14 protein-coding genes are annotated in these 15,830 nt (G+C 58.1%); 5 read left to right on the top strand and 9 right to left on the bottom strand.

Annotation, left to right across the window (positions count from 1 at the left end):
- Positions 1–90 precede the first annotated feature (90 nt).
- Entirely contained in the window at positions 91–726 is a 636-nt protein-coding gene (locus QZ869_RS14375; protein ID WP_296015961.1) for a trimeric intracellular cation channel family protein, read from the bottom strand.
- A gap of 329 nt (positions 727–1,055) precedes the next feature.
- Here QZ869_RS14375 and QZ869_RS14370 point away from each other — a divergent pair, with 329 nt between their 5' ends.
- Positions 1,056–1,508, top strand: coding sequence for a hypothetical protein (locus tag QZ869_RS14370; RefSeq protein WP_296016028.1), 453 nt, complete (start codon positions 1,056–1,058; stop codon positions 1,506–1,508).
- Positions 1,509–1,512: 4 nt separating this feature from the next.
- Here the strand turns inward: QZ869_RS14370 and QZ869_RS14365 are convergent, their stop codons facing one another.
- The gene (locus QZ869_RS14365) at positions 1,513–2,229 is read right to left on the bottom strand and encodes a YoaK family protein (RefSeq protein WP_296105594.1); all 717 of its coding nucleotides are present in this window, start codon (positions 2,227–2,229) and stop codon (positions 1,513–1,515) included.
- 249 nt (positions 2,230–2,478) lie between these two features.
- On the opposite strand from QZ869_RS14365, the gene QZ869_RS14360 reads away from it, so the two are divergent.
- A complete protein-coding gene (locus QZ869_RS14360) occupies positions 2,479–2,961 on the top strand; it encodes a gluconokinase (protein ID WP_296105732.1) in 483 nt (160 codons plus the stop codon).
- On the opposite strand, the gene QZ869_RS14355 is transcribed toward QZ869_RS14360, so the two are convergent.
- The 7 genes from QZ869_RS14355 to QZ869_RS14325 form a co-directional block, all read right to left on the bottom strand.
- Positions 2,956–4,257 (bottom strand): FAD-binding oxidoreductase, encoded by a 1,302-nt coding sequence (locus tag QZ869_RS14355; protein ID WP_296105593.1) that lies wholly within the window; start codon positions 4,255–4,257, stop codon positions 2,956–2,958. The genes QZ869_RS14360 and QZ869_RS14355 overlap by 6 nt on opposite strands.
- A 3-nt stretch (positions 4,258–4,260) precedes the next feature.
- Positions 4,261–5,622, bottom strand: coding sequence for a glutamine synthetase family protein (locus tag QZ869_RS14350; RefSeq protein ID WP_296015957.1), 1,362 nt, complete (start codon positions 5,620–5,622; stop codon positions 4,261–4,263).
- A 181-nt stretch (positions 5,623–5,803) separates the two neighbouring features.
- The gene (locus QZ869_RS14345; protein ID WP_296105590.1) at positions 5,804–7,051 is read right to left on the bottom strand and encodes an FAD-binding oxidoreductase; all 1,248 of its coding nucleotides are present in this window, start codon (positions 7,049–7,051) and stop codon (positions 5,804–5,806) included.
- A 102-nt stretch (positions 7,052–7,153) separates the two neighbouring features.
- The gene (locus QZ869_RS14340) at positions 7,154–8,782 is read right to left on the bottom strand and encodes an ABC transporter ATP-binding protein (RefSeq protein ID WP_296105588.1); all 1,629 of its coding nucleotides are present in this window, start codon (positions 8,780–8,782) and stop codon (positions 7,154–7,156) included.
- Between the two features lie 29 nt (positions 8,783–8,811).
- On the bottom strand, positions 8,812–9,924 hold the full coding sequence (locus tag QZ869_RS14335; protein ID WP_296016024.1) for an ABC transporter permease: 1,113 nt from the start codon (positions 9,922–9,924) through the stop codon (positions 8,812–8,814).
- Positions 9,925–9,965: 41 nt separating this feature from the next.
- Positions 9,966–11,057, bottom strand: coding sequence for a microcin C ABC transporter permease YejB (locus tag QZ869_RS14330; protein ID WP_296078689.1), 1,092 nt, complete (start codon positions 11,055–11,057; stop codon positions 9,966–9,968).
- A gap of 146 nt (positions 11,058–11,203) precedes the next feature.
- Positions 11,204–13,048, bottom strand: coding sequence for an extracellular solute-binding protein (locus QZ869_RS14325; protein ID WP_296105586.1), 1,845 nt, complete (start codon positions 13,046–13,048; stop codon positions 11,204–11,206).
- A gap of 169 nt (positions 13,049–13,217) precedes the next feature.
- On the opposite strand from QZ869_RS14325, the gene mepA reads away from it, so the two are divergent.
- The 3 genes from mepA to QZ869_RS14310 all read left to right on the top strand — a co-directional run bounded on the left by mepA (position 13,218) and on the right by QZ869_RS14310 (position 15,802).
- Positions 13,218–14,261, top strand: coding sequence for a penicillin-insensitive murein endopeptidase (gene mepA / locus QZ869_RS14320; protein WP_296105584.1), 1,044 nt, complete (start codon positions 13,218–13,220; stop codon positions 14,259–14,261).
- Positions 14,262–14,344: 83 nt separating this feature from the next.
- Positions 14,345–14,728: a methylglyoxal synthase gene (locus QZ869_RS14315; RefSeq protein WP_296015949.1), complete on the top strand. Its 384-nt coding sequence runs from the start codon at positions 14,345–14,347 to the stop codon at positions 14,726–14,728.
- 57 nt (positions 14,729–14,785) lie between these two features.
- The gene (locus QZ869_RS14310; RefSeq protein WP_296105582.1) at positions 14,786–15,802 is read left to right on the top strand and encodes a glucokinase; all 1,017 of its coding nucleotides are present in this window, start codon (positions 14,786–14,788) and stop codon (positions 15,800–15,802) included.
- The last annotated feature ends 28 nt before the right edge of the window (positions 15,803–15,830 follow it).

Raw genomic sequence — 15,830 nt, 5'->3', positions numbered from 1 at the left:
GCAGACTTCTAAAGCGCATCGCGATCTTCAAATTTGCATCCTGCGCTTTAGGTCCTCGTTTTGTCGCACGTTTTGATCAGAATCCAAGATTTACATGACGTCTTCCGGTGGCCGTCCGGGGCGCGATCTGTAAGGCGGAAATGTCCAGCCGAAGATCAATGCTCCGCTTCTGATGCTAAAAGCCGTCAAGACACCTGCCGACGACGACACGATCAGGGGTGCGCCAAGGAAATGCACAAGGGTGAACACGCAGGCACCCGCAAGCGCGCAGCTGATGTAGATTTCCGGACGCAGCAGAACGGACGGCTCGCCAGCCAGAATATCGCGCAACACGCCGCCGAACGTGGCCGTCATCGTCCCGGTGACGATGGCAACGGTTGGAGAACCCGTCGCCGCAAGCCCTTTGGCTGCGCCCATGACGCAATAGGCCGAAAGCCCTATGGCATCGAGCCAGATCAGCAGGCGATAACGGGATTCGAAGAGATGCGCTGTGAAATAGACGACCGCAGCCACGCCTACGCAGACAAGGATGTAGGTGGGATTAGTCACCCAGAACACCGGGGCACGACCAAGGACCAGGTCCCGCAACGTGCCGCCGCCAATGCCGGTGACCGCAGCAAAGAACATGAATCCGATAAAATCCAGCTGCTTGCGCGAAGCCGCGAGAGCGCCCGTCGCAGCAAAAACGGCAACGCCCGCATAATCGAGAAAAGCCAGAAGTGACATTGAGAGGCGCTCCTCAATTTCGCGGTCGGTCAGTGTGACGCAAGCACGGCTGATTATACACATCGACAAAACCATGCCTGCGCCATCCATAACGCAAATCCGGTAAAGGTGAAGCGGTTTTGCTAATGGACATGCCGCGTGCGCGACCGATGCAAGATCTTCAGCCGGTTTTGCCGCGGCGGCGATGGACGAAACACCACCTCAAAGCGTGGGAGCGATGCTGCGGGATCGCGACAGGCTTTGCGGCTAAAGCAGATCGCTTTCGCTACACAAGGGATAAGCGGCTATCATCATGAAGGATATTTGCCTTGAGACGTCTCCTCTCCTGCATGTTTTGCCTTTTCGCGCTTTTTAGCCTGGCAGTCCCGGTGCTGGCGCAACAGGAGCTTCTCAGCGATCCCGAAATCTACGAGAAGAATTTTTTCCAGAAACAATGCAAGGTCGCCGAATTCGGACCGGACTTTATTTCGCGGATCGACATCAACAATGATGGCCTGATCGATGCAGTGACCAATCGCGGCGCGTTGACCTGCGACGGCCACAAGAGCACCACCTGCAACGACGATGGCTGCCCTTACAATTTCTACGTTCAGGTCAAGGAAGGCGGCTATCTGTTGATCGCCACTGCGACGATCTATGGCTATGACTTTATTCAGCGTTTCGGCAACATGGTCTTTGTGCTGAAAATGCATCCGCGCTATTGCGAGCGCACTGATAGCGCGCCGTGTGAAATGACGGTTCGCGTCCGCGGAACGGCCTTCGTGACGCTTTCACGCAAGTGAAGCGTCAAACGCGATTGGGAAAACGCGTGATCGCAACCCTCTGGTTATAGCGGCTCCTAAGCGAGCGTGGCATCAGCATGCTCGCCAGCGCCACAAAGAACACCAAGAGGCTGACGACGAGAAGCGCGCTTTTCGGCACTGCGCTGGCGAGGATGGCGCCGCTGATTGCTCCGGATACCATGCCGATCCAAGGAACGAGCTGGATCGTCCAGTCGCGTTTGCGCTCCCCTAGAATAAACCGACCGATGCCGCGACCGAAGCGCGAAAGAGCGCCCGTCACATAGGTCAGCCCTATTGGCAGACCTTCTATATGCTCGACTGCCGCGTTGATGGTGCCCATGGCGAAGACGATCAGATAGAAGTCGAAGGGCTTCAATTGCGAGGTCTGCAACAGGGCTGCCACTGCCAACATAATGGCGACCGAGCAAAGTACGGTGAAGATACGGCGGTGCGACGAATGGGCTATAATGATGCCTGCGGCATTGCCCGCGACGAAGGTGACGATGGCGAGAAGAAGCTTCCACGCATGATCATACTGCCCGGCCTCAATGGCGATTGCCGCGCGCGTCGTGTTCCCCGTCATGAACGACACGAAATCACCTGACATGACCAGGCCGACGGCGTCCGTCATTCCCGCGACGAATGAAATGGCGGCCACCAGCGAAAGTCCCATTCCGGTGCGTCTCGCCTTGATGATATTGCGGCGTCTTTGTATGGTCATGGTGCCTCGGCATGCAGAGACTACGGCGAGCGATCATGGATCCTACGCATGTGGATATTGCCATTTCAACAACGCGATCCGCGCGGTTGTGAAGTCATGCCTGATAAAAACGATTTTCTTATCTTCGCGGTCTTGCTAAAGCGCCCTGCGTCCTGACGGACGCGCCAAACCGCGTCGCGCTTTTCGAGACTATCAGGCCCGATGCTCAAATCATGAAAGGCTTTCTGCGTGAAACATGCAATCATCGTGATGGGCGTCAGCGGCTGCGGCAAATCCACAGTCGGCGCGGAGCTTGCAGAAGAGCTTGGTATCCCGTTTCAGGAGGGGGACAGGCTGCATCCCAAAGCCAATGTCGAGAAGATGAGTGCTGGTATTCCGTTGACCGACGAGGACCGCTGGCCTTGGCTCGATCTCGTGGGTGCAGAGCTACGCCAAGGCTACGAGGCCGGCGGCGTGGTGATCTCATGCTCGGCTCTGAAAAAATCCTATCGCGACCGGCTGCGGACCGCTTGCGGCGGACCGTTGGCCTTTGTCTTTTTGGAAGGCAGCGTCGAGCTTCTGACCAGCCGCATGGGTGCGCGTAAAGGCCACTTCATGCCGCTTTCACTTTTGAAGACGCAACTCGACACGCTGGAAGTCCCAACGGGTGAACCGGGCGTCGTGACCGTCAATATCGATGCCACTCCCGACGAGATCGTCGAGCGCGCGCTGACCGGGCTGAAAGCTCTATAGTCCGAGCTTGTCGCGCAGGCCGTACCACCACGCACCCAGCATGGTGAGCGGCACGCGGAACGTCTTGCCGCCGGGGAATGGGAAATTCGGCAGCGACGACCAGACATCGAAGCGTCCTGCCTGACCGGAAACGACTTCTGCCAGAATGCGCCCGAGCAATTGCGTTGTCGTTACGCCATGGCCGCTATCGCCGTGGGAGAAATAGATGTTCTCCGACAGGCGCCCCATATGCGGGATGCGCGTGAGCGTCAGCGCGAAATTACCGCTCCATGCGAAGTCGATCTTCACGTCCTTCAACTGCGGAAAGGTTTTGAGCATGTTGGGACGAATGACGCTCGTCAGATCGGCTGGATCGCTTCCGCCATAACCGATACCGCCGCCATAGAGCAGGCGATTGTCGGAGGTGCGACGGTAGTAATCGAGAATGTAGTTGGCATCTTCGACGCAATAGTTTGCCGGAAGCAGGTCTTCGATCAGGCCAGCATCGAGCGGCTCCGTTGCCATCACCTGGCTGGACACCGGCATCATCCGGTCGCCGATCTCCGGCAAGAGCTTGCCGAGATAGGCATTGCCGCAGACCAGCACATATTTTGCGGTGACCTTGCCATGGGCGGTCCTGACCGTAGGGTTCGCACCTTTCTCGACGCCAATTACCCTGGAGTTTTCGAAAATGCGGCCACCCAGTTTTTCAATCGCGGCCGCCTCACCGAGCACGTAGTTCAGCGGATGGATATGGCCGCCGAAACGATCGATCATGCCACCGGTATATCGGTCGGAGTTCACATATCTACCGACCTCAGCCTTGGACACCATTTCCAGCCCGGAATGCCCATGCTTCTCCCAATGGGCCTTGTTGGCTTCCATTTCCTTGATCTGCTTTGGCGTGAAGGCCGCGAAGAAACCGCCATCCACCAGATCGCAGTCGATGCCGTATTTCGCTACCCGTTCGCGAATGATCTGGCCGCCTTCGAGCGACATCTCACCGAGTTTAACCGCTTTCTCGTGTCCATAGCGTCCGGCAATGGTTTCCAGATCGCGGCTGTAACCGTTGACGATCTGCCCGCCATTGCGCCCGGATGCGCCAAAGCCGATGCGCGTGCCTTCCAGTATGATGACCGAGAAGCCTTTTTCCGCAAGCTCGAGTGCCGCGGACATCCCGGTGAAGCCAGCGCCGATAATGCAGATATCCGCATGCATTTCGCCTTCGAGCGTCGGGCGTACCGTCTTGTCATTGGCAGAAGCCGCATACCAGGAGGTTGTATGCCCGGGGTTGGGAAGCGCCGTCACGTGAGCCATGGTTCACACCGTCCTGATATAGGCGTCATATTCCACATCGGTGACGCGAAGGGAGAATTCTGAAATTTCCTGCTGCTTGCAGGCCGCATAGAGCGTTCTGTAGCGCTGGCCGAGCGTGGCATAGGCAAAGCTGGAGCGGCCAAATCGCTGGACCGCGTAGTCCCAGTTGGTCGGCAGCGGCTCGTGATTGATGGCATGGCTATCGCCAGCAATCGCGCCACCGGGCTGGCGCTTCTCCCGCATGCCGGAGAGAGCCGCATTCAGGATCATGGCGAGCACCAGATATGGGTTGGTATCAGCGCCGGCCACACGGTGTTCGATGCGGGTGGCAGGTTTGCTGGCGGTGATGACGCGCACCGCGGCAGAGCGGTTGTCGAAGCCCCATGACGCATAGGTGGGAGCATGTTCGCTGGGGCGCAGGCGGCGATAGGAATTGGCGTGCGGGGCAAACACCGCCATGCTTTCTCCCATATTCTCCAGAAGGCCTCCAACGCTGTGCATCAGCGCTTCGGAAGGGCCATCTTCACCCATGTAGATATTTCTTCCATCCTTATCCAGAACGGAGAAATGCACGTGCATGCCGTTGCCTGCCTGAGTGCCATAGGGTTTGGCCATGAAGGTTGCATCGAGCCCATGCTTGCGAGCGACACCCTTGACGATCCGTTTGAGAAAGACGGCGAAATCCGCCGCCTGTAGCGCATCGGGCACGTGATTGAGATTGATTTCATATTGGCCGGGGCCATTTTCCCGCAGCGTGGTGTCGGCCAGCACATTCTGAGCGCGGCAGGCCGTCGCGATGTCGTGGAAGACATCTTCGAAATCCTGAAGTTCTGAAATCGAAAGAACCTGCGTCTGGCCTGTGTGCCAGCGCCCTTCCCGGCTGTTGGGCGGTCGAACGGGATCTAGCGCGGACCGGACTGGATCGATCAGATAGAATTCAAGTTCGGTCGCCACAACCGGGGTTAAGCCACGCTTGGTAAAGCTGGACAGCACCTGGGCCAGAACATGGCGCGGATCCGCAAAAAAGCCCGCGCCATCCGGCTCGGTCATGGCGAGCAGCACTTGCGCGGTGGGTCGCCCAAGCCAGGTCACGCGCGACAGCGTTCCCGGTACGGCAAAACACAAGCCATCAGGATCACCCGTTCCTTCCGCCAGACCGGCAGCGTTCACATCGCGGCCCCAGATATCCAGCGCATAGACGGAACGAGGAACAGCCATGCCTTTTTCCAGCACGTCGAGCGCCCGCTCTCGCGGGATCCACTTGCCACGTGGAATGCCGTTGGCATCTATGACGAAGGCTTCGAGAATTTCGATGTCGGGATTCTGTTGGAAAAAGGTCTTTGCGTATTCGATATCAGCCATCATTCACCAGGAGGTAATTGCTCTTTCGGTCTGCCGGGGAAGCCGGCGCTAACGAAAGCCGTCCTGCTGCTGGTAAATCAGATATCGCGCCGTCATCGTGACACCATGCCCCGCTGCATCCCTTTTCCTCCCTGCTGGCCATGTTAAGCAGGCTTTCGCAGGAAGGCCACCCCCATTCTGTATATTAGGGGTTGAAGCGCTCCGCGGCGTAAGGGGCGAGAGGGATGACCGGGGTTTCGCCAAGCATGGCTTCTGCCAGAATGCGCCCGGTGATAGGCCCAAGGGTCAGGCCGTGATGGGCATGACCGAACGCGAACCAAAGGCTCTTGTGGCGCGGCGCCTTGCCGATGACCGGCATCATATCCGGCGTGCAAGGACGCGCTCCCATCCAGGGCTCCGCATCCAGCCTGCCCCCTAGCGGAAAGATGGTGCGGGCCACGCGTTCTGCGCGGAACAATTGGACAGGCGATTTCGGAGCGTCGCGATCGGCAAATTCCGCGCCCGTCGTCAGGCGGATGCCTTTCTTCATCGGCGCCAGGAAATAACCGCGCTCGGCATCGATCAGCCAGTTGTTAAGCTTCGTTCCTTCTTGCGGCGCGTAGTGCATGTGGTAACCACGCTTCACACCCATCAGAAAACGGTAGCCAAGCCGCGTCGTCACGGTATCGGCCCATGGACCAAGCGCAACGACGACGCTCTCGGCCTCGACAAGCCCGTCGACGGTCTGAATTTTCCATCCGCCCGGTGTCTGCGAAAGAGCCGCCGCGTCGCCCTTGACGAAGGTACCGCCAAGGCTCTCAAACAACCGCATGTAAGCCATGGTCAGCCCATGCGGGTCAAGCACCGACCACGGATCGTTCCATTTCAGACCGCCGACGAAATCTTGAGAAAGATGGGGCTCGGCCTCAGCCAATTCCTGCCGGGTTAGCTTCGTGTGGGAAATACCGTGGTCGCGGGCGAGACGCTCGGCAAAGGCGAAGTCGGCATCGCGTTTGGCTTCCGTTCGATAGGCCTCCATCCAACCCTTCTTGACGATGAGATCATGGGCCTTCGCCTCATCGATCAGGATCGAATGCTCGGTGATCGAGTGTTCGATCAGCGGCGTATAGGCCCGGGAAATCGCCGCATGGCGCGCAGGTTGGGAATGATACCAGTATCGCGCCAGAAACGGCGCGATTTTCGGGACAGCTGCCATGTGATAATGGGCATCGATGCGGTTGTTGAGCGAGTAGCGTGCCAGTAGGCCAAGATCCTGCGGGAAGCCATAAGGAACGACACCCTCACGCTGGATGAGACCGGCATTGCCAAAGGATGTTTCTTCACCCGGACCGCGGCGATCCAGAAGCACGACGGATTTTCCGCGCCTTGCCAGTTGCACCGCCACCGAAACTCCGATGATTCCGGCGCCCAATACGATCACATCCGCTGCCATGCTCTTCTTCCTCTGTCCGTCATCAGACGTCTTGAGGAAGATGGCGCTCCCCGCCGGGGAACGCAACAGCAAAACCGCTTTACGGCTTCTTGGCGAAAGTCCCTACTCGCTGACGGCTGCAGTCTTGACCGCTTCGATATTGAAGGCTGCCGCCATCAGCGCACGGGTGTACTCTTCTTTCGGCGCTTCGAAGATCGACTTGGCGGGACCGCTTTCAACGATCTTGCCGTGACGCATGACGATAACCTCATTGGCAAGCGCCTTCACCACCTTGAGGTCGTGGCTGATGAAGAGATAGGCCAGATTGTGTTTGGACTGCAGATCGCGCAGGAGATCGACGACCTGCGCCTGCACGCTCATGTCCAGCGCCGAGGTCGGCTCGTCCAGCATGACGAAGCGGGGTTTCAGCACCATGGCGCGCGCAATCGCGATACGCTGTCGCTGGCCGCCTGAGAATTCATGCGGATAACGCCAGCGCGTGGCAGGATCCAGCCCCACCTCTTCCAGCGCCTTGGCGACGCGCCGATCGCGCTCGTCATAGGAGAGCGATGTCTCATGAACCTTCAGACCTTCGGCAATGATGTCGCCCACCGACATGCGCGGGCTCAGCGAACCATAGGGATCCTGGAACACCACCTGCAGCCGGTTTCTGAGCGGTTTCATCATGGAATAGGAATAGCTGTCGATGGACTGGCCGATGAAGCTGATGCGGCCTTTCGAGGAAATCAGCCGCGATAATGCAAGTCCGAGCGTCGTCTTGCCGGAGCCCGATTCGCCCACCACGCCGACCGTCTGGCCTTCACGAAGCGTGATATCGATGCCATCCACCGCTTTGACGTGATCCACGACCTTGCGCATCAGCCCGGCCTTGATCGGGAACCAGACCTTGATGTCGTCGCCCTGCACCACCACAGACTTGCTGTCGTCGGCAGGCGGCGGCTCGCCCTTCGGTTCGGCGGCCAGCAGATGGCGGGTATAGGCGTGCTGGGGATTGTTGAAGACCTGCTCCACCGTGCCGGTCTCGACGATCTTGCCCTTGGTCATGACGCAGACGCGGTCGGCAAACTTTCGCACGATGCCGAGATCGTGGGTGATGAACAGCATGGACATGTGATGCTGATTTTTAAGCCCGGCCAGAAGTTCGAGGATCTGCGCCTGCACCGTCACGTCGAGCGCCGTCGTCGGTTCGTCGGCAATCAGCAGCTTGGGGCGGTTGGCAAGTGCCATGGCAATCATCACACGCTGACGCTGGCCACCTGAAAGCTCGTGCGGAAAGGCCTTCAGCCGCTTTTCAGGCTCGCGGATACCCACCTGATTGAGCAGCTCGAGAATACGTGCCCGTGCGGCCGCGCCGGTGAGTGCTTGGTGCAGTTCCAGAATTTCGCCGATCTGCCGCTCGATGCTGTGAAGCGGATTGAGCGAGGTCATGGGTTCCTGGAAGATCATGGTGATGTCGTTGCCGCGCACCGATCGCAGATCGCGCATCGGCAGGTTGAGCAAGTCCCTGCCCTCGAAGAGGATCTGGCCTGACGGATGACTTGCTGCAGGATAAGGCAAGAGCTTCAGGATGGAGTTTGCCGTCACCGACTTTCCCGAGCCGGATTCGCCCACCAACGCCAGCACTTCGCCCGGCATGATCTCGAAGGAGACGCGGTCGACGGCGAGGCTTTCCTTGCCGCCCTGATGAAAGGCGACGGAGAGGTCTCGGACGGATAGGAGGGGTGCGGTCATTGTGCCTGCATTTGTTGGAGACATGGCCATCACCGGAACGTCTTGCGCGGATCGAAGGCATCGCGCACCGCCTCGCCGACGAAGATCAGCAGCGACAGCATGATCGACATGGTGAAGAAGGCGGTCAGCCCCAGCCAGGGCGCCTGAAGATTGTTCTTGCCCTGGGCAATCAACTCGCCAAGCGACGGCGAGCCGGGCGGCATGCCAAAGCCCAGAAAGTCCAGCGAGGTCAGCGTGGTGATCGAGCCGGACAGGATGAAGGGCAGGAAGGTCAGCGTCGCGACCATGGCGTTGGGTAGCAAATGCCGGAACATGATGGTGCCATTGCCGACGCCGAGAGCACGTGCCGCATTCACATATTCGAAATTGCGCGCTCTCAAGAATTCAGCACGAACGATGCCGACGAAGCCGACCCATGAGAAGAGCAGCATGATACCGAGCAACACGAAGAAGCCGGGTGGCAGGATGGCTGCGATAATCAGCAGAATATAGAGCACCGGCATGGACGACCAGATTTCGATGAAGCGCTGCATGAGAAGATCGGTCCAGCCGCCGAAGTAGCCCTGCACGGCACCAGCCGACACGCCGACGATGGCCGAGCATATGGTCAGCGCAAGGCCGAATAGCACCGAGATGCGGAAGCCATAAATGATGCGGGCGGTGACGTCGCGCGCCTGATTATCGGTGCCGAGCCAGTTGAGGTTGCCAAGCGTACAGCCGGGATCGGACGCACCTTGCGGATAACCGGAGCAACGCTCCTCTTTGTCCATCAGCCAGAAGGGCGGCGTTGGTGCAGAATGGGGAATGTTGGAATTGACGGTCTGGTAGGAATAGCGGATCGGCGGCCAGATCATCCAGCCGTTGGCATTGATCTCGTCCTGGATGAAGGACGATTTGTAATCGGTTTGCGCCAGGAAGCCGCCAAACTTCTCTTCCGGGTAATCCACCATGACCGGAACCAGAAGCTCGCCCTTATAGGAGGCGAGGATCGGTTTGTCGTTGGCGATGAACTCGGCGAAGAGGCTGAGGCCGAACAGTACGAGAAAGAGCCAGAAGGACCAGTAGCCGCGGCGATTGGCCTTGAAATTCTGCCAACGGCGAATGCTCGTGGGCGAAAAGAAAGGGCGCTTCTGCACAGGCATCGCTTCTGCGGCAGGGGGTGTTGTGGGCGTGGAGACAGTCATCACACGTCCCTCCGCTCGAAGTCGATGCGCGGATCGATCCAAGTGTAGATCAGATCTGAAATCAGACTGACGACGAGCCCCATGAGCGAGAAGATAAAGAGCGTACCGAACACGATCGGATAATCACGATTGACGACGGAGAGATAGCCCAGTCGCCCAAGTCCATCCAGCGAGAAGATGTTTTCGATCAAGAGCGAACCGGTGAAGAAAGCAGAGATAAAAGCGCCGGGGAAGCCAGCAATGACGATAAGCATGGCGTTGCGGAAGACGTGGCCATAAAGGACCTTACGCTCCGACAGACCTTTGGCGCGCGCGGTCACCACATATTGCTTCTTAATCTCATCGATGAAGGAATTCTTGGTCAAAAGCGTTGTGGTGGCAAACGCAGAGAGCACGAGTGCCGTCAGTGGCAGCGCCAAATGCCAGAAATAGTCGATGATCTTCTGCCACCACGCCAATTCGGAAAAATTATCCGAGGTAAGGCCCCGCAGCGGAAACCAATCGAAGAAAGAGCCGCCAGCGAAGAGGACGATCAACAGAATGCCAAAAAGGAAGCTTGGCACCGCGTAACCGACAATGACGATGCCGGAGGTCCAGACATCGAATTTGGAGCCGTCCTCCACCGCTTTCTTGATCCCGAGCGGAATGGAAATTGCGTAGGAAATGATCAATATCCAGAAGCCGAGCGAGATCGACACCGGCATTTTATCGATAATGAGATCGATGACAGACGAGTTCCTGAAAAAACTGTCGCCGAAATCGAAGCGGATATAATTCCACATCATATCCAGAAAGCGTGTCAGCGGCGGCTTATCGAAGCCGAACTGCTTTTCGAGCTTGGCGATGAGTTCGGGATCAAGACCCTGAGCACCGCGATATTTCGAGCCGCTTTCATCCAGACCACCACCACCCATAAGGTCGCCGCCTCCGGACAGACGATCGGCAGCGTTATCGCCGGAGCCGGACAGCTGTGCAACGACCTGCTCGACCGGGCCTCCGGGTGCAAACTGGATGACGAGGAAGGAGATGCCCATGATCCCGATGATGGTCGGTATCATCAGCGCCAGACGTCGCAGAATATAGGCTCCCATCAGAGATTACACTCCGGGCAAGCGCGCGCCGCTGTCATCCTCACTGTCAAACCGTTTCCTTTCCCGGCGGGCGGCGACACGCGCCTTCCCAATGATTCGTCTTCATTCATGTGAATCAAGGCTTGGTCGATAAAGCAAGACCAAGCTCATTTCCCGGCACTGGCTGACCACCATGCTCCCGGGAAACCGACGCCGTAGTACGGCAAGTCTGTCGGACGAACGATGGTGTTCCAGTAGGCAACTGTCATCTCGCCGCGGTAGAATTGCGGAATGACGTAATTCCCTGCCAGGAGGACTCGGTCCAGCGCCTTGACGGCGGCAACCTGGTCCTCACGCGTGGGTGCAAAGATGATCTTGCGGATGATTTTATCGATGGCGGGATTGCTGATACCGGCAAAGTTCTTCGAACCCTGACGAGTGGCTGCTGCCGAACCCCAATAATCGGCTTGTTCATTGCCCGGATTGGAGGTCTGAGCCCAGAGATTGACGATCATGTCATAGTCGAAGGCACGTGTGCGATTGGTGTATTGCGACGTATCGACATTGCGAACGGCGACGTTGATGCCGATCCTCTTGAGGTTTTGCGTATAGGCCAGGACGACCCGCTCCATTGCGGGCGCATCCACGAGAATCTCGAAATCGAAAGGCTGACCCGTCTTGGCATTCACCATGCGGTTGCCCCGCAACTCGTAGCCAGCCTCTTTCATGAGTTTGACGGCCTCGCGCAAGTTGTCGCGTTGCTTGGCAGGATCACCGCCCTGCGGATTGCGATATTCGGTGGTAAAGACCTCTGGCGGCACCTCATCTTTCACTTCTTCGAGGATTTCCAGCTCTTTGCCTTGCGGCAAGCCGGATGAGGCCAGGTCGCTTCCCATGAAGAAGCTGTTGATCCGCTGATACTGACCGAAAAACAGCGTCTTGTTCATATCCTCAAAGTCGTAGGCGAAGTTTAAGGCCTTGCGGACTTTCGGGTCCTTGAACTTGTCGCGACGCGCATTCGGGACGAAAGCCTGCATGATGCCGACAGAGCGGTAAATGTTAGGTAGCTCCTCGCGCTTGATCCGCCCATCTTTAACGGCTGGAAAGTCATAGCCCGTTGCCCACCGTCCAGCGGAATTCTCCTGCCAGAAATCGGTATTGCCCGCCTTGAAGGCCTGAAACTCAACATCGCGATCAGTGTAGAATGTGTAGCTGATTGTCTTGAAGTTGTTCATACCGACATTGACGTTGAGGTTTTTGCCCCAGTAATCGTCACGCAGCTCGTAAGTGATCGTGGAGCCCGGCGCCACAGAGGCAATCCTGTAGGGCCCGGAACCCATGACCGGCTCCAATGTTCCGCGCGAAATGTCACGCGGCTTTCCATCCGGACCGTTGGCCTCCCACCAGTGTTTGGGAACGACGAGCAATTGCCCGACGATCTGCGGAAGTTCGCGATTGTTCTTCTCGTCAAAGGTGAAGGTCACCTCCCGGTCGCCGGTCTTTTCCGCTTTGGTGACGTGCGTGTAGTAGGTTGCGAGCTGCGGATTGAGGTCTTTCGCCTTTTCGAAGCTGAAAATGACGTCTTCGGGAGTGACGGACTTGCCATCGGCGAACTTCGCTTCTGCACGCAATCTAAACGTCGCCTTCGATATATCGTCCGGATAGGTCAATGCTTCGGCAAGAAGCCCGTAGGACGCCGAAAGCTCCTCTTCGGACGACTTCATCAGCGTATCGAATACGACGCCGAGACCGGTCGCTGCGTCTCCCTTCGCGAGAAGCGGATTAAGGGTGTCATAGGTACCCGCTGTCGACAAACGCAACGTGCCACCCTTCGGCGCATTCGGATTGGCATAGTCGAAGCGCTCGAAACCCTTGGGGTGTTTCAACTCCCCTACCGTGGCAATGCCCACGCGCCACTGCCCGGCTTCCTGCGCTTGCGTCCCGCTCGAGGACGCGAAAAGCGACACCCCCATTACTAAGAGCAGGAGGGGTTTTGCGCTTGCCAGAGCCATGGGCGGGTGATCCTTTTATCGTGCTTGTTGCCATGAAGCATAAGCCAAACCATGTCAAAAAATAGGGATGCCGGCTCACAAGGCGGTTATTCACAAACATGCTTTCACCAAATTTACGATCCAGCGTAATATCCCATCACAGAATCAACGGGATCGCAGGCGGCGACGAATGAGATTGAAGACAATGGCAGCGCGCAGGCTTTCGCTTATCGCTTTTTCGGTCATCTCGATGATCGGCGCAGATCTAGCGCCAGCCTATGCGGGAGACCAACCCGCAAAGCAGGTCTTCGGCCATATCGATCTTCCCTCCGCCGGACCTTCGAGGTCTTATGGTTCCTACGCGAAAGGATGCCAGTCCGGCGCAGTTGCTCTGCCGACAGAAGGTCAAGGCTTCCAAGCGATGCGGCTGTCGCGCAACCGGCGCTGGGGTCAACCGCAACTCATCTCTTTTATCGAGCGCTTCGCTCAGGATTCCCAGAAGATCGGCTGGCCAGGCCTTCTGATCGGCGATATTTCGCAGCCCCGCGGTGGTCCGATGCTGACCGGCCATGCTTCGCATCAGATCGGGCTGGATGTCGACATCTGGTGGCGCAAGATGCCCGACCACATCATGAGTGCGCAGGAGCGCGAAGATACCCCGTTCATCTCCATGCTCGACAAGAGCAAGTTTCTGACAGTGGACGACCGTAAGTGGTCGCCGCTCAATGCACGGCTGGTGATGATGGCAGCAAGCTATCCGCAGGTGGAACGCATCTTCGTCAACCCGGCGATCAAGCAGAAGCTTTGCCAGAGCTGGACGGGTGACCGGACATATATGGGCAAGATCCGGCCCATCTACGGCCATGACGAGCATTTCCATGTTCGTCTCGCCTGCCCCGCCGGTGCCACCGACTGCAAGCCGCAGGCTGCGGTTGGGCCAGGTGACGGCTGCGACAAGTCGCTTGCGTGGTGGTTCACCAAGGAGCCTTGGGCCGCGCCGAAGAAGGATCCGAATGCCAAGCCATCAAAGCCTCCACGGCCAATGATGGTATCGGACCTGCCGAAAGCATGCGCTGCCGTCGCTTCGGCTCCCGCCGCGGGCCGGGCACAGCCCGCGCTACAGAATGCCTACATCAATTCCGCCGCGCCGGCGGCAGGTGGCTCCCAGGCACCTGGCGCGCCCGTTCCGCCTGCCGACGTTCCAAGGCCATCTGTCCGCCCGTCGATGAATTGATGGCCGATCTTCGCTTTTCAAACGCGAAAGAGTTGCTATAGAAGGCTTCAAATCGATTTAAACGGGTTCATGGGGCGTGTTTTATGGATAGCAAACGCTGTGTGGCGCTGATCGCGCATGATCAGAAAAAAGATGACATGGCGGAGTTTGCTCGAGAGCACCAGGATGCTCTGTCGGCGTTTCGTATCGTCGCGACGGGAACGACCGGTGGGCGCGTGCAGGATGCCTGTCCAGGTCTGGACGTGATCCGCCTCAAGAGTGGCCCGCTTGGCGGCGATCAGCAGATTGGCGCGATGATTGCGACCGGCGACGTCGATATGCTGATCTTCTTCGTCGATCCTCTAACCTCGATGCCGCATGACGTCGATGTGAAGGCCTTGACACGACTTGCGACCGTCTACGACATACCCATGGCGCTCAATCGCGCAACGGCCGAACGGCTGATCGATTTCAATATACACGGATAGACTCGCGCCGAACGCGGCGGGTCATGTCTTCAAAATCAGGCGGCTTCAGGAGCAGTGATGCCCAATCAGAACGATCATCTTTCCTTTCCGATCCTCATTGGAGACATCGGTGGCACCAATGCCCGTTTCTGCATCCTTCCCGACGCCATATCTGAAGCCGTCCATCTGACCACGGTCAAAACCGCGGATTACCCCTCCATCGACGCTGCCATCAAAACGGCAGTGCTGAGCAATAGCGCCATCCGACCCGTTTCGGCGCTTCTCGCCGTGGCTGGGCCGATCGAGTCCGACGAGATACCGCTGACCAACTGTCATTGGGTCGTCAAACCGAAGGAGATGCTCAGCAATCTTGGCTTGAGCGACGTTGTTGTCGTCAATGATTTCGAGGCTCAGGCTCTGGCAATTGCAGCGCTCGGCGATGGTGATCGAGAACTGATCGGACCGGACCGTCTCGACATAATGGCGTCTCGCGTCGTGCTTGGCCCAGGCACCGGTCTGGGCGTAGGTGGCCTTGTCTATGCGCGGAACATGTGGTTCCCCGTGCCTGGCGAGGGCGGCCATGTCGATCTCGGGCCTCGGACCGAGCGGGATCGTCAGATCTTTCCGCACCTCGAAGCGATCGAGGGACGTATCTCCGGCGAACAGATTCTCTGCGGTCGCGGCCTCGTCAATCTCTACCGGGCCATTTGCGCCGCAGATGGCATCACACCGAGCTTTTCCGACCCGGCCGATGTAACTGCACACGGTCTCGCCGCGTCGAACGCCCAGGCCGAGGAAACCCTTTCCCTGTTCAGCACCTATCTTGGTCGGGTCGCTGGAGACATGGCGCTGATCTTCATGGCGCGTGGCGGGGTTTACCTTGCAGGTGGCATCTCCCAGAAGATCATTCCGGCGCTAAAGCGTCCCGAATTCCGCGCAGCCTTCGAAGATAAAGCCCCCCACAGCGCCCTCATGCGCTCCATTCCGACCCATGTGGTGACCCACCCGCAGGCAGCCCTTGCAGGCCTTTCGACCTTTGCAAGAACGCCTTCCAATTTCGGCGTTACACTGGAAGGCCGACGCTGGCAGCGCTAGGCCCGGAACTTCAGGCTGGTCAAAACCC

This window comes from uncultured Agrobacterium sp. (assembly GCF_913777885.1).
Classification (GTDB): domain Bacteria; phylum Pseudomonadota; class Alphaproteobacteria; order Rhizobiales; family Rhizobiaceae; genus Agrobacterium.
The sequence above is the reverse complement of the archived record's forward strand: the minus strand, read 5'-3'. Positions and strand labels throughout refer to the sequence as shown.

Bases quoted from the DNA above. Each gene is read 5' to 3' on its own strand.
- QZ869_RS14365 (WP_296105594.1), bottom strand. From the start codon at position 2,229: ATGACCATACAAAGACGCCGCAATATCATCAAGGCGAGACGCACCGGA.
- QZ869_RS14360 (WP_296105732.1), top strand. From the start codon at position 2,479: ATGGGCGTCAGCGGCTGCGGCAAATCCACAGTCGGCGCGGAGCTTGCA.
- QZ869_RS14370 (WP_296016028.1), top strand. From the start codon at position 1,056: ATGTTTTGCCTTTTCGCGCTTTTTAGCCTGGCAGTCCCGGTGCTGGCG.
- QZ869_RS14350 (WP_296015957.1), bottom strand. From the start codon at position 5,622: ATGATGGCTGATATCGAATACGCAAAGACCTTTTTCCAACAGAATCCC.
- QZ869_RS14330 (WP_296078689.1), bottom strand. From the start codon at position 11,057: ATGGGAGCCTATATTCTGCGACGTCTGGCGCTGATGATACCGACCATC.
- QZ869_RS14375 (WP_296015961.1), bottom strand. From the start codon at position 726: ATGTCACTTCTGGCTTTTCTCGATTATGCGGGCGTTGCCGTTTTTGCT.
- QZ869_RS14340 (WP_296105588.1), bottom strand. From the start codon at position 8,782: ATGACCGCACCCCTCCTATCCGTCCGAGACCTCTCCGTCGCCTTTCAT.
- QZ869_RS14315 (WP_296015949.1), top strand. From the start codon at position 14,345: ATGGATAGCAAACGCTGTGTGGCGCTGATCGCGCATGATCAGAAAAAA.
- QZ869_RS14335 (WP_296016024.1), bottom strand. From the start codon at position 9,924: ATGCCTGTGCAGAAGCGCCCTTTCTTTTCGCCCACGAGCATTCGCCGT.
- QZ869_RS14325 (WP_296105586.1), bottom strand. From the start codon at position 13,048: ATGGCTCTGGCAAGCGCAAAACCCCTCCTGCTCTTAGTAATGGGGGTG.
- QZ869_RS14345 (WP_296105590.1), bottom strand. From the start codon at position 7,051: ATGGCAGCGGATGTGATCGTATTGGGCGCCGGAATCATCGGAGTTTCG.
- QZ869_RS14310 (WP_296105582.1), top strand. From the start codon at position 14,786: ATGCCCAATCAGAACGATCATCTTTCCTTTCCGATCCTCATTGGAGAC.
- mepA (WP_296105584.1), top strand. From the start codon at position 13,218: ATGAGATTGAAGACAATGGCAGCGCGCAGGCTTTCGCTTATCGCTTTT.
- QZ869_RS14355 (WP_296105593.1), bottom strand. From the start codon at position 4,257: ATGGCTCACGTGACGGCGCTTCCCAACCCCGGGCATACAACCTCCTGG.